Source organism: Pedobacter sp. UC225_61, assembly GCF_044452285.1.
Lineage (GTDB): Bacteria > Bacteroidota > Bacteroidia > Sphingobacteriales > Sphingobacteriaceae > Pedobacter.
The window spans coordinates 774312-787643 of sequence record NZ_JBIOAL010000001.1; the positions used below are offsets into that span (position 1 = coordinate 774312).

Annotated in this window: 13 protein-coding genes; 1 reads left to right on the forward strand and 12 read right to left on the reverse strand. The window is 33.2% G+C overall.

Features of this window, described 5'->3' with window-relative positions; all coding sequences use genetic code 11:
• Positions 1-12 precede the first annotated feature (12 nt).
• The 3 genes from ACHMWN_RS03710 to ACHMWN_RS03720 form a co-directional block, all read right to left on the reverse strand.
• Entirely contained in the window at positions 13-468 is a 456-nt protein-coding gene (locus ACHMWN_RS03710) for a hypothetical protein (RefSeq protein ID WP_397297840.1), read from the reverse strand.
• A gap of 124 nt (positions 469-592) precedes the next feature.
• Positions 593-778, reverse strand: coding sequence for a hypothetical protein (locus ACHMWN_RS03715; protein ID WP_173271203.1), 186 nt, complete (start codon positions 776-778; stop codon positions 593-595).
• Positions 779-887: 109 nt separating this feature from the next.
• Complete coding sequence (locus ACHMWN_RS03720; RefSeq protein WP_397297842.1) at positions 888-2921, reverse strand: M13 family metallopeptidase; 2034 nt, start codon at positions 2919-2921, stop codon at positions 888-890.
• An 80-nt stretch (positions 2922-3001) separates the two neighbouring features.
• On the opposite strand from ACHMWN_RS03720, the gene ACHMWN_RS03725 reads away from it, so the two are divergent.
• A complete protein-coding gene (locus ACHMWN_RS03725; RefSeq protein ID WP_397297844.1) occupies positions 3002-3925 on the forward strand; it encodes an SPFH domain-containing protein in 924 nt (307 codons plus the stop codon).
• Between the two features lie 71 nt (positions 3926-3996).
• Here ACHMWN_RS03725 and ACHMWN_RS03730 read toward each other — a convergent pair whose 3' ends face one another.
• The 9 genes from ACHMWN_RS03730 to ACHMWN_RS03770 form a co-directional block, all read right to left on the reverse strand.
• Positions 3997-6222, reverse strand: a complete 2226-nt coding sequence (locus ACHMWN_RS03730) for a carboxy terminal-processing peptidase (RefSeq protein ID WP_397297846.1) — start codon at positions 6220-6222, stop codon at positions 3997-3999.
• A gap of 104 nt (positions 6223-6326) precedes the next feature.
• The gene (locus ACHMWN_RS03735; RefSeq protein ID WP_397297847.1) at positions 6327-6554 is read right to left on the reverse strand and encodes a response regulator transcription factor; all 228 of its coding nucleotides are present in this window, start codon (positions 6552-6554) and stop codon (positions 6327-6329) included.
• A gap of 34 nt (positions 6555-6588) precedes the next feature.
• Positions 6589-7056, reverse strand: coding sequence for a hypothetical protein (locus tag ACHMWN_RS03740; RefSeq protein WP_397297849.1), 468 nt, complete (start codon positions 7054-7056; stop codon positions 6589-6591).
• A 95-nt stretch (positions 7057-7151) separates the two neighbouring features.
• Positions 7152-7787, reverse strand: coding sequence for a response regulator (locus ACHMWN_RS03745; RefSeq protein WP_397297850.1), 636 nt, complete (start codon positions 7785-7787; stop codon positions 7152-7154).
• A 79-nt stretch (positions 7788-7866) separates the two neighbouring features.
• Complete coding sequence (locus ACHMWN_RS03750) at positions 7867-9810, reverse strand: tetratricopeptide repeat protein (RefSeq protein ID WP_397297851.1); 1944 nt, start codon at positions 9808-9810, stop codon at positions 7867-7869.
• A gap of 92 nt (positions 9811-9902) precedes the next feature.
• On the reverse strand, positions 9903-11138 hold the full coding sequence (locus ACHMWN_RS03755) for a sensor histidine kinase (protein ID WP_397303533.1): 1236 nt from the start codon (positions 11136-11138) through the stop codon (positions 9903-9905).
• Positions 11126-11710: a hypothetical protein gene (locus ACHMWN_RS03760; RefSeq protein ID WP_397297852.1), complete on the reverse strand. Its 585-nt coding sequence runs from the start codon at positions 11708-11710 to the stop codon at positions 11126-11128. Before ACHMWN_RS03760 ends, ACHMWN_RS03755 begins: the two co-directional genes overlap by 13 nt.
• Positions 11711-11775: 65 nt before the next feature.
• Entirely contained in the window at positions 11776-12456 is a 681-nt protein-coding gene (locus tag ACHMWN_RS03765; RefSeq protein ID WP_397297854.1) for a hypothetical protein, read from the reverse strand.
• A gap of 20 nt (positions 12457-12476) precedes the next feature.
• Positions 12477-13319 carry an isoaspartyl peptidase/L-asparaginase gene (locus ACHMWN_RS03770; protein ID WP_397297855.1) on the reverse strand — a complete coding sequence of 281 codons (843 nt, stop codon included), beginning with the start codon at positions 13317-13319 and terminating at the stop codon, positions 12477-12479.
• Positions 13320-13332: the final 13 nt, after the last annotated feature.

Genomic DNA, 13332 nt, shown 5'->3' on the forward strand with positions numbered 1-13332 from the left:
GGTAAGAATTATCTAATTTCTTAAAATCTGTTCTAATTTCTCAATCGATTCATATCGATCTATCTTTCCTTGGTAATAAGTAGACCATTCATTGTTAATACCGGGTGTATTTTCATCTTCACTTGCATTATTCACTTGTCGTATTAATCTACAATATAATACATCTGGTTTAAGATAAGCAATCATGTGTGTTTGTGTTTCAGACCAGATGCCACCCTTATTCATCCATGTATAACTGAGATTATTTCCTAAAAGCATACTACTCTCTTTAAGAAAAGAGCTTCGTTCGAGTCTTTTAGTCTCCGTATTGTAGCTATATCTACTGGCGATACCGTTGGATATTCGAATAATAGAAACTAACTTATCTCCATTATCATTCTTTAATATTCCAGCCCAAATCCCATCGTATGAACTTGATGTAGCTATATGTTGTGCTTTAGCAGATAATAACAAAAAAAAGCAACTCATTATAAGTGCAATTTTAAGATTGAAGAAATTTTTCATAAGCTTATTTTTTTAATAAACTTACATACTACAACTTAATAATATATACCTAATAATGAGTATTTTATCCTATAAAAATTAGAGGGCTTTATGCTTCGTCCTTTGTATTTCTCACCAAGCCAATGCCCGATACAAAGAAAATAATGCCAATAATACCAACTACGATTAATTCACGGCCGCCATCACTGTGTTGTACAAATCCCCAACCAGCATAAATTAATCCAATAATTCCTAAAATTGTTAGGATAGTTCCGAAAGTACGTTTTACGTTCATAAGTTTAGATTTTATCCTCCTATAACAGTACAAAATGATTTTTGTTTCATAAAAAAGCAGCATCAACTAAATGATACTGCTTTAAGAATTAATATATTATCTAATCAGTTTACCAAACTCCAAGTCTATTTTCTGGAGCAATATACATTTTAGCTGTTTTAGGGACATTAAAGGCTTTATAAAATGCTTCCATGCTATAAACTGGCCCATTTACTCTAAACATTTCTGGTGAATGTGGATCTACTTTTATACGTACACGCATATTTTCATCTCTATCTTTAATTCTCCAAACTTGTGCAAAGCTTAAGAAGAAACGTTGATCTGGTGTAAAGCCATCAATTTTTTTGGTAGCTTCTTTGCCTTGCTCGGTTAATTTAAATGCATCATAAGCAATTGCTAAACCACCAATATCTGCTAGGTTTTCTCCTAATGTTAAATTACCGTTTACATGCTGATTATCTAATAAGCTAAATCCACTATACATTGCTGCAACTTTATCTGCTTTTACTTTAAATTTATCTGCATCAGCTTTTGTCCACCAATCTTTCATGTTACCTACTGCATCGTACTGGCGACCTTGATCATCAAACCCATGGGTCATTTCATGGCCAATTACTGCACCAATAGCGCCATAATTAATTGCATCATCTGCATTCGCATCAAAAAATGGAAACTGCAAAATTCCAGCAGGGAAAACGATTTCATTAAAGGTTGGATTGTAGTATGCATTTACAGTCGGTGGGGTCATTCCCCATTCTGTTTTATCAACTGGTTTTCCAACTTTATTAATCATTTCATTATAACCATGTGTTCTTGCACTACGAGCATTTCCTAAATAATCACCTTTATTAATGGTTACATCATCAAAGCTTTTCCACTTTGTGGTATAGCCAATTTTCTTTAAAAAGATATTTAGTTTTTCAGTTGCTTTCGCTTTTGTTTCGGCACTCATCCAATCCAATTTATTAATACGCGTTGCAAATACTTTTTGTAAGTTATTAACCAATTCATCCATACGCTGCTTAGCTTCTGGTGTAAAGTACTTCTCTACGTATAATTGTCCTAGCAAATCGCCTAAATTAGCGTCAATTCCACTAACCAATCTTTTCCAACGTTCCGATTGCTTCTTTTGTCCGTTAAAAATTTTATTAAAATTGAATGATGAATCTACAAATGCTTTGCTTAATAGACCTGCATTTCTAGCCATGTAATTATACTTGAATTTAGTTTTCCAAACATCTAATGGTTGGCTTGCTAGTAACGTGCTTAATGTTTTAAAATAATCTGGCTGGCCGACATTAACACTATCTGTCTTAATTTTCATCGCACCAAAAAGCGCTGGCACATTTAAGTTTGGCGCCAACTGTGCAAATTGAGTAAGACTCATTTTATTATAATTTTTTTGTGGATCTCTAAGTTCTTGTGGACTGCGGTGAGATTTTGCAATTTCTGTTTCTAGTGCTAAAATGACATTTGCATTTTTAGTAGCGGTTGCTGTATCAACTCCTGTTAACTTAAACAATGTACTAGCATATGTAACAAATCCAGCTCTGGCTACCTTAGAGGCGCTATCGGTTTTAAAATAATAATCTTTTTCTGGTAACGATAGTCCGGATTGATAAAATGATGCAATATTTTTAACGCTATTTTTCTCATCTGCTCCAACATTTAGTCCCAATAAACCAGCTTCGTCTGTTTTAGCCAATTCCGCCAATAGGCTTACTAATTCTTGGTAATTTTTTGCAGCATCAATTTTTGCTAAAACGGGCTTTAAAGGTTCTGCACCAAGTTTCTCGATTGTAGTAGTATCCATTCCACTGGCATAATAATCACCAACTTTTTGTTGCATGCTACCTTTTGTCGAATTACTTTTTTCGGCATCTTCAACAATTCCTCTTAGCTTCTTTAAATTATCTTCGTACAATGTATAAAAACTGCCCCAACCACTTTGATCGTCAGGAATAACAGTGCTTTTCATCCATTTTCCGTTAGCATATTCAAAAAAATTATCTCCTGGATTAACTGTAGTGTCCATCCCTGCTTTATCCAAAAAGACAGTGCGCTCAGCGGTCTCGGTACTTTTGTTTTTACAGGCCATTAGCAAAGCAAGACCTATTAGTGACAATCCTAATTTTAGTTTCATAAACAATTGATTAAAAAATATTTAAATAAATCTACATAGAAAATCAGTAATATTGAGCTTAATTTAAATCAAATAATACCATGAATTACATTCCATACGTTCTACTCTTTTTTGGATTAATTGTTCTTTTTAGTTCATTTGTAACTGTTAAACAAGGTACAATTGCAGTGATTACTGTTTTTGGGAAATATCGCAGGCAATTAAGACCAGGCCTAAGTTTAAAAATCCCTCTAATAGAGCAAATTCATTCTAAAATTTCTATTCAAAATCGTTCGGTTGAGCTTTCTTTTCAGGCAGTTACGCATGATCAAGCCAATGTTTATTTTAAGGCGATGTTACTTTATTCAGTTTTAAACCATGATGAAGAAACCATTAAAAATGTAGCCTTTAAGTTTGTTGATGCAAGTAATTTAATGCAAGCCTTAATTCGTACAATTGAAGGGTCGATAAGAGCTTATGTAGCTACCCAGAAACAAGCCAATGTGTTAGCTCAACGAAATGAAATTGTTGAACATGTAAAACACCAAATAGATCAGGTTTTAGAAAGTTGGGGGTATCATTTACAAGATCTTCAATTGAATGATATCACTTTTGATGAAGAAATTATGCGTTCTATGAGTCGTGTAGTGGCATCAAATAATTTAAAAGCTGCTGCAGAAAATGAGGGGCAAGCTTTATTAATTACTAAAACTAAAGGTGCAGAGGCTGACGGTAATGCAATTAAAATTGCAGCAGCTGCAGAACGTGAAGCTGCTCAATTACGTGGCCAAGGTATTGCGTTATTCAGAGCGGAAGTAGCGCATGGTATGACAAAAGCTGCTCAGGAAATGGAACAAGCTAACTTAGATATCTCAGTAATTCTATTCACAATGTGGACAGAATCTATTAAACACTTTGCAGAAAATAGCGATGGCAATGTGATTTTCTTGGACGGTAGTACTGAGGGAATGAACAAAACGATGAAAGAAATGATGTCTATGCAAATGGACAAATCAAAAAAATAATTTAAATTTAGCTTAACAAAAAAGTCCAGGCGCTTAAACCTGGACTTTTTTATGATATAATTATTACTAGTCTATTTATTAAAGTTTTGAGTTACACTAGCTGTTTTTGATCCATCTGTCAATTTCATCAAATCAACCATAATTTTTAAGCTTTCATCTTCTATAAAATCATACGCTTCTTCTTTTAAAGCTTTATCTCCTTTTTTAACTGGAGCTAATCCTCTTGCAGCTCTTATTTGATTTAAACGAGCTAGGCCTTTTCTCTCTAATTGATCACGTTCTGCTTTCAACTTAGCTTCATTTAATGTAATCGAAGTTTCACCATCACGTTTTTTAGATTCTGCAATATCATCTACTAAAGCTTTATAATCTAAGGAACCTGCCATTCTTTCATCGTGTAGTTTTAACAAATTCGCTTTAATACCTGTCAAATCAGAAACTGCTATATAATTTGATGCTTTAATCATATCAAAAGGCAAAGCCGATGGTTCAGTATCTTCTCCAATTTTATCTAATGGATAAATTGATGGAAAAGTAACATCAGGAATAACACCTTTATGCTGTGTACTATTTCCATTAATACGGTAAAACTTACCCATTGTTAAGTTCAGTTGCCCAAGTTGAGGAATGCCATCTTTATCTACGATGGTTACGCTTGTTGAACCAGGATTTTGAATTTTTTGTCCTACAACTTTTGCTTTTGTAGCAGCAATAACCGTAGCCATTTTTTGCAAAATTGTTGGATCGATCATTTCGTTAAGATCGATGGTACGTTGAACAGTTCCTTTACCATATGTTTGAGTACCCATTACTATACCACGACCATAGTCTTGTATCGCTCCCGCAAAAATTTCTGAAGCAGATGCACTTAATCGATCTACCATTACACCAAATGGACCAGTCCATGCAGCGCCAGCATTTTTATCATCATTAACTTTTATAGTGTTGTTAAACTCTCTTGTTTGTACCACTGGACCTTTATCAATAAATAATCCTGTTAAGTCTATTGCTTCGTTTAAAGAACCTCCACCGTTTGAACGTAAATCCATTACAATAGCATCCACTTTATCCATATTTTTTAAGGTATCGATTAATAAACGTACATCACGAGTGGTACTTTTATAATTTTTGTCGCCTGCATTTGCTGCTTTAAAATCCGCATAGAATGCTGGTACTTCAATAATTCCTATTTTATAAGGTTTGCCATCCGATTGAATAGTTTTAACCGATTTTTTAGCAGATTGATCGGCCAAAATAATTTTATCTCTAACTAAGGTTACGATAATTGGCTTAGAAGAAAGTTCTTGTCCACTCGGAATTACTTTTAATTTAACAGTTGTTCCTTTAGGACCTTTGATTTTAGATACGGTATTGTCTATTCTCCAACCAATTACATCTTCAAATTCACCATTTGCGCCTTGCGCTACTGCGATGATTTTATCCCCAGCATTTAATTGTTTGCTTTTAAAAGCTGGACTACCAGGAACAATAGTTACAATTTTAGTAACCTCATTTTCTAATTGTAATGTTGCGCCAATTCCTTCTAGAGAACGAGCCATTTCTTGATTGAAAACCTCAGCATTTCTTGGATTAAAATAATTGGTGTGTGGATCAATAGCCTCTGTAAAAGAGTCCATCAAAATTTGAAACACATCTTGATTATTGAATTTTGCAGCTTGAGATTTTAAACTCTGATAACGTTTGGTTAAAGTTTCTATATTCTTTGCTTGATCTGTTCCTGCAATTTTAAGGTTAACCAACTCATATTTAACTCTTTTCTTCCAAATATCATCCAATGCAGTTGTGCTACTTACCCATGGCATTTTCTCTCTATCGTACACATAGGTATCATTTTGATTAAAATCGTATTTGTTTTTTATTTGAGCGATAGAGTAATCGATACGTTCATTATATCTTTTTAAATAAACATTGAAAATATAAAATGGTGCACTTAAATCTCCAATTTTAAAATCATCATCCAAAGTGGTTCTATTTTTTTCGAACTCGGCAATATCGCTAGCTAAAAAATAATATTTTGAAGGATCTAATGCCTTTATATATCTGTCTAAAACTAGAGATGAAATAGAATCATTCAGCTTTATCTGTTTATAATTATAGCCCTCAATTAATGAAACAACTTGCCTAAGCACCAAACTTTGTTGATCATCTGGCTTTATATTTTGTACACCATCCACCATTTTTTGCGGTTTAGGTGAAGCGCTACATGCCAATGCCGCGGCTGTAAACGTAATCATCAATACTCTTCTCAACATCTCTTTAACTATTTTAAAATTCATTCTTATAAAATCATTATCCAATATGATACCAATTTCTCAAATAAACAAAAAAGATACAGCTTTAAACTGTATCTTTTTTGTAAACTTTGTAAAGTTAATTAATTCTATGCTGAAATTAACTTGCTTTTAATGGCTAACATTACCAAACCAACCACACTTTTAACCTTTGTTTTTTTAAAAATGTTTTTACGATGTGTCTCTACTGTACGTTTACTTATTGCTAAATAAGTCGCAATATCTTCATTGCTATACTCTTGTGTTATAAGTTTAATAATTTCTACCTCACGCCTGCTCAGAACTTCAATTACTCTAGTACTTACTTTAGTATTCATAGCGGTTTGGTTTTAAATTATTTACTTCATTTCCTTAAAAAGAAGCTGAAAACTTGCCGCTTCCTAAGCTACAATAAACAGCTGATGATGTTGTTCCATCGAACATTTCTGCTAAGAAGGTTCCTTCAATTTTATCATTAGTTAACGAAGTGATGATAATATTCCCTCCACCGTTATTTATAGTTGCATACGTTTTCCCGCCAGTTGTAAATGATGCAGTTCTTGTAGCAGTTGTTAAGTTGTAAGTACCTGCAGCTGTCACGTTGTCTACTTTAATAACAAGATTCGTGCTACTTGCACCTATGGCAGTTATGGTGTAACTCGTTCCAGATTTTACTGCTGTTGCCGCTGTTGCGGTCCATGCTACGGCTGCTGCGCTTCCAACTGTTAATGATGCACTTGCAGAGCCAACTGCTTTAACTTTTTCATCGTCTTTTTTACAAGAAACAACTACTGTACTAAGCATTACAAATGCTACTAGGATGATACTAATTTTTTTCATTTTTGATTTATTTTATTAAACAAAAATTGAAAAAAGCACTACTCCCTACAATACCTTTACACGGGTATATTCATCTACCCAACAGCAGGTATAGCTTAAATTATCTTATGTTCGTATGCATACTTTAATAGCCCTACAATGCTCTGTGTACACGTTTTTCGGAAAATATTTTTACGGTGTGTTTCTACCGTGCGTTCACTGATAAACAACATATCTGCAATTTTCTTGTTGCTATGTTCGCATTCTATTAATCGAATAATTTCTACTTCTCTATTGGTTAAGTGAGATTCTTCATCGTTGTTTCTAAAAGATTTCATTAGCTCACGTGTTACCTCTTCGCCATAAAAAGTTTGACCTTTAGCCAATTTATCTAACGCCTCTAATAATTCTTGTTTCCCAGTATTTTTAAGAATGTATCCTGATATGCCTGCATCAACCATTTCTTTAATCACTTGTCGCTCGCCAAACATGGATAATGCAAGAACTTTAATATGCGGGTGCTTTTTCTTTACATTTCTTGTTAACTCTACACCAGACATTTCTGGCATATTGATGTCGGTAAGAAGAATATTTACGTTCAGTTCGTCAAGCCGTCCCATTACTTCCTTAGGCTGATTACTGCAGCCAACGATAGTGTATTTTTCTTCGTTGTTAAGCAAAGACCGTAAACCATCAACTACTAATTGATGATCGTCTACAATGAATAAATTTGTTGAGAGCATATTTTCCATTAGTGTACTATTTTTTTAAAGTTTATGAAGCTGACATGGTTTATTAAACTATATCGTTTTAAAAATCATATCAACTAATTTACAAAGGAATATGAATAGCGACAAGTGTTCCTGAACCAAGTGTAGAAGAAAAATCTACCACACCTTTTAAATACTCCACTCTACTTCTAATATTTTTTAAACCTATTCCTTCAAATTTTTCTAAGGATGCAGTATCAAATCCTTTTCCATTATCTTCAATCATAGCATTAATTCCTTCATCGTCTTTTGTGAGTTGAATATCTAAACTATTTGCACCAGAATGCTTGATTACGTTATTAACTGTTTCTTGGATCACTCTGTACAAAACGGTTTCTACATTTTGATCTAACCGTTGTTGTAATCCGAATGTTTCTAAATTAATTTTCAGCTTACGAGCATCAATTTTATTTATAAAATCTCTTACAGCGGTAGCCAACCCAGATTTTAACAATACATTTGGTGCCATTTGATGCGAAATTGATCTTACTTCTTTACAACTTTCATCTACCAAATTCAACGTTTTTCCGAACATTTCTTTGCTACTTTCATTTTTAAATGTCAAATCTTCTGTTAAAGCAGATAAATTCATTTTTACAGCTGAAAACATTTGTCCTAAGCCATCATGTAATTCACCAGAAATCCTCCTTCTTTCGTTTTCTTCTGCATTTAAAACTGCTTTAGTTGCTAAATCTTGCTGTAATATTACTTCGGCCTGCAAACGTGAAGCTTGCCTCAATTTAACACTCTTGAAAAGCAAAAACCCAAACAATAATGTAATTACCAATGCTCCAATTGCTGAACCTAACAGGATGTTTCGTTTTAGAAGAAGTAGCTTTTGGATTTTATTTTCTTTATTAAGCAGTGCGATTTGTTGTGTTTTTTTCTCAGTTTGGTAGGTTATCTGCAGCTCGTTAATTTTATCGATAGTTTGTTTATTATAAATGCTATCTTTCATTATAGCACTTTCTTTAAAGAACTTTAACGAACTAATGTAATCTTGTTTCTCTTCAAAAACATTTCCTAGTATTGCATACGCCTCTCTCAAATAATCTTTTGAATTTAGCTCCTGGAAAATCGCTATGCTTTGGTTAATATATTGTTCTGCTTTTGGATAATCTTTAAGCTTAGCATAGCAAGCACCTAAATTCTTATAACACGATGCAATGCCTAATTTATCTTTCATAAACTCCCTAAATTTCAAAGAGTTGTTATTGTATTTTATTGCTTCTTTATAATTTCCTTTTTCGTAATAAACTTGACCCATTGTATTGTAAATAGCGGCCAAATCACTTTTCATATTTAAATCGTTTAAATATTTAGCTGCTGCTGCACCATTTTTTAACGCTTGATCATAATTTTTTAATTGAAAATAATATTTCATTAGGCCAGAATATCCACTTGGTAATAATGAATTTACTTTATTCTTTTTAGCTAAACTAATTACCCTATCATAACTTTCTTTGGCTGCATCATACTTCTCATAATTCATGTAAACATTGCCAATGTTGCCAAGCACTAAGGCTTGCTTTACTTCATCACCTGTTTCTTCGTAAATTTTTAAAGATCGGTGCATGTAATTCAATGCTTCTTTATAATTGCCAAGTTGTTTATAGATGATTGAAATATTAGAAATAGATCCCGCAGCTTTAGCCTTTAAACCCAATTTCTCTCTTAAGGCAAGGGATTTTAGATGATAATTTAGCGCCTCTTTTAGATTATTTACACGAGTGTAGGTGTTGCCAATATCACTATAAGCAAGAGCCACCGATGCGCTATCTTTTAACTTTTCGGCTAATTGTAATTCTGCTTTTCCATAAAAAAGAGCTTTATCGAAATTTACACTGCCATAGCTCCAACACAAATCTCCAGAAACCTTTAATTTAAGTTTATCATCCTTAGCAGTACGGTATACATTTTCAAGGCTATCAAGTATTTTTTGATCTTGAGCTTTAACTGTATTGAATACTATTAAAAAAATAAAAATTGAGAGCGTAAATTTCATTGGGATGATTTAGCACTCGAAATTACTTTTATTAGCAGCAGCACATATACCCACTAGCGGGTATTTTTCATATAAATAGTTGTGTTAAAAAATTATACGCTTCCTTTAAAGGGAATAAAAATCGCAATGAGCGTTCCTTTACCAAGTGTGGAAGAAAAATCTACAGTTCCATTCAAATAAGTCACACGAGTACGAATATTTTTTAATCCAATGCCATCAAATTTTTCTAGATGATTTGTATCAAAACCATTCCCGTTATCTTCAATCATCACATTTATTCCTTCTTCATCTTTAGTTAATTGAATATCTAAACTATTTGCCCCAGCGTGTTTGATCACATTATTAACTGCTTCTTGTATGACTCGATATAACACCATTTCAATATTTTGATCTAGTCGATCTTGCAAACCAAAAGTGCTTAAATTTACCTTTAATTTTTTGACGTCTATTTTATTAATAAAATCTCTTATTGCACTTGTTAAGCCTGCTTTTAACAAAACATTTGGCGCCATTTGATGTGAAATTACACGAACTTCTTTGCAACTTTCATCTACCAAACTTAAGGTTTTACCATACATTCTCTTACCATGTTCATCCTTAAATTCAAAATGATCAGCTAATGCAGATAAGTTTAATTTTACAGCCGAAAACATTTGTCCAAGCCCATCGTGTAATTCATTAGCAATGCGTTTTCTTTCATTTTCCTCCGCATTTAAAACAGCTTTTGTCGCTAAATCTTGTTGAGCGATGACTTCATTTTGTAATCGAGCATTTTGCCTTAATTTATAGCGATTATACACTAAATAGCCAATAACTAAGCAGAATAAAAACGCTAGAGCTATGACTAGGATAATTCCATCGCGTTGGTTTAATTTTAGTTTTTGAATTGCACTTTCCTTATTTAAAAGCTTAATTTTTTCCTCTTTCTTCTCTGTATCGTATCGCGTTTGTAATTCGTTTATCTGATTGCTTTTGGCAACATTAAATATCGAATCTTTTATAGTTACATACCTTTTATGTGCTTCATAAGCTTGTCCGAAATCATTTTTTTGTTCGTATATTTTTGAGAGTAATAAATAACCTTGTTGCAACATATCAGGGTAATTTATTTTCTGGCAAAAGGAAATAGCTTGCTTGGCGTAACTTGTCGCCTGATTAAAATCCTTCTTAGCGGTATTAACTTCTGTCAATTCAATTAAACAAATTGCAATCCCATAATTATCTTTCAATTCTTTTCGAAGTGATAAGCTTTTTTGTAAGTATTCAATAGCAAAATCATAATTCTTCATTAGTCCATACACATACCCAATGTATTCTAAGCTGTAGATTCACCTAATTTTTCTTTAGCTTTTTGATAATAAAATAATGATTTTTGATACTGTTTTAAAGCATTTGAGTAATTACCGTCTTCCTCATACACCAACCCAATATTATTATGGGAATTCGCTATTTGAGCATCATTTTTTATGATTGCTGCCTCATTCATAGCCCTCGTATAATAAAAAAGTGCCTTTTTTAGATCTTTGTTTTTCTTAAACAAGGTGCCGATTTCATTGCAAATTGCAGATATCTGCTCATGAAAATTATTTTTTTCAGCGATAATTAAAGCATGTAAATAGATTGCTAACGCTGTATCATGCTTTCCTTTAAAATAAGCGATGTTTCCTGCAATAAGTTCTGCGGCAATCAACGAATTATTGTCTTTTGCTTTTATCGCATTATTTTTTACTTGTACTAAAAGTGATGTAGCTAATTCTGGTTGAGCTCTAAAGATATTTTTAGCAGAATCTAATAATTTATTTTGCTGTGCAATTACAGGTAATGAAAAGATCAACACTCCTAGTACTGTTGTAATAGAAATGAAAATCTTTTTTAATAAATATGGTTTTTCAGGAGACACAAGACAAAGTTCGATTAATAACCTAATAATCAAATACCCTAATCTACTGATTTTAAAAGAATTTGCTATTTCTTGATGTTTTGCTTCTCGGCGATAGTAGATCTGCTACTTTTAATCTGCTGAGCAAATTGAGTAATTTTTGCATTTTTTGCAAGCAATTCAGCTCTGTCCACATCTTTCATAGCTAAACTATATTCCTTCTTTTTAATTTTTACTAATGCAATGCCTAATACTGAATCAATGTAAGAAATATTATTTTTAAGCTGCTGGGCCAACATTCCTTGTTGGCTATAAAACCATAGTGATTGAGTAAGCTTATTAGCAGCGAAATAGATTTTTCCGAGTTGATTATACGATGCCATTTGGCCAGATTTACTGCCAATTCGCGAATATGTTTTTAATGCCGCATTCAACACAACTTGCTCTGCTTCAGTATAATGAGATAGCAGTAAGTGCACATTACTCATTCTAAGTAAAGAAGCACCATAACGACTAAATTTTTTATCATTATTATACTCAAATGCTGCTTTGCCAAATAAAATTAAAGCTTCATTTAAATCACCACGACGCTCATTACGTTCTGCATCTTCAAAAAATTCATCGGCTGTAGTCTCTTCCACATTCGACACCGAAATATTAATTGCGGATATCGGTTGAGGAGTATCTTGAGGCCCTGAATTAACATTTTGTGCATTTGATATAGAAACCAAAGACAAGGAAATAAGCGTTAAGCAGATTTTATTCATCCGATAAAGATATATAAAATTTAGTTAAACACCTGTAAACTACCATCAAAAGATGCCCAAACCATATACGGATGAGAATCGCAATGGTAAATTTCACCTTTGGCTGATATGCCAACTACTCCGGCAAACCCATCAAACGGTTTCAATTCGGTAAAAGATTTATCGCAAGCAGCTTTTAAAGTAAAACCATCGGTTACACGGGTTACAATTTTAGCAGCTAATGCGCCACTTACAATATCTTCACCAACGCCCGTACAAGAAATCCCTGCAAAATCAGTTGCAAAATTACCTGCTACCGTTGCAGAATCACTCACACGACAAGGGATTTCAAAGCCTTTTCCTCCAGTTGATGTTGCTGCAGCTAAATTTCCAGCTGTATCTAATGCCACACAGCCAACTGTCCCTTTTTTTTCCTGTTGATTTAATTTCTCTTGGTATTCAGCCTGTCTTTGTGCAGTTATTGGATTAAAATAATCAAACCCATTATTTCTTGCAAAAACTAAAGCACCCTCCCCACTCAATACCCGGTCATCATATTCCAATAGTTTTTGGGCAACCTCAATTGGGTTTTTAACATCTTCCAAATTAATAACGCCACTAAATTTTTGGGTTTTACCATCCATTAACGATGCACTTAATCTCACTTTACCATCACTTTGTATTTGAGAACCGATACCTGCATTAAAGAGCTCATCGTTTTCTAATAAACTTGTAGCGTACACCACCGTTTCTAGTGCTGTATGTGTAGCTAAAAAATGATAGGCTTTTTCAACAATTCCAGCTAAAGCATCTTGCTTCGCTTTTTTTGTTTCTTGATTAGTAGAAGATTCACTAAAAAATCCACCATGTATTATTATTTTCATTGATAAATTTTTA

Bases quoted from the DNA above. Each gene is read 5' to 3' on its own strand.
- ACHMWN_RS03710 (WP_397297840.1), bottom strand. From the start codon at position 468: ATGAGTTGCTTTTTTTTGTTATTATCTGCTAAAGCACAACATATAGCT.
- ACHMWN_RS03715 (WP_173271203.1), bottom strand. From the start codon at position 778: ATGAACGTAAAACGTACTTTCGGAACTATCCTAACAATTTTAGGAATT.
- ACHMWN_RS03720 (WP_397297842.1), bottom strand. From the start codon at position 2,921: ATGAAACTAAAATTAGGATTGTCACTAATAGGTCTTGCTTTGCTAATG.
- ACHMWN_RS03725 (WP_397297844.1), top strand. From the start codon at position 3,002: ATGAATTACATTCCATACGTTCTACTCTTTTTTGGATTAATTGTTCTT.
- ACHMWN_RS03730 (WP_397297846.1), bottom strand. From the start codon at position 6,222: ATGAATTTTAAAATAGTTAAAGAGATGTTGAGAAGAGTATTGATGATT.
- ACHMWN_RS03735 (WP_397297847.1), bottom strand. From the start codon at position 6,554: ATGAATACTAAAGTAAGTACTAGAGTAATTGAAGTTCTGAGCAGGCGT.
- ACHMWN_RS03740 (WP_397297849.1), bottom strand. From the start codon at position 7,056: ATGAAAAAAATTAGTATCATCCTAGTAGCATTTGTAATGCTTAGTACA.
- ACHMWN_RS03745 (WP_397297850.1), bottom strand. From the start codon at position 7,787: ATGGAAAATATGCTCTCAACAAATTTATTCATTGTAGACGATCATCAA.
- ACHMWN_RS03750 (WP_397297851.1), bottom strand. From the start codon at position 9,810: ATGAAATTTACGCTCTCAATTTTTATTTTTTTAATAGTATTCAATACA.
- ACHMWN_RS03765 (WP_397297854.1), bottom strand. From the start codon at position 12,456: ATGAATAAAATCTGCTTAACGCTTATTTCCTTGTCTTTGGTTTCTATA.
- ACHMWN_RS03770 (WP_397297855.1), bottom strand. From the start codon at position 13,319: ATGAAAATAATAATACATGGTGGATTTTTTAGTGAATCTTCTACTAAT.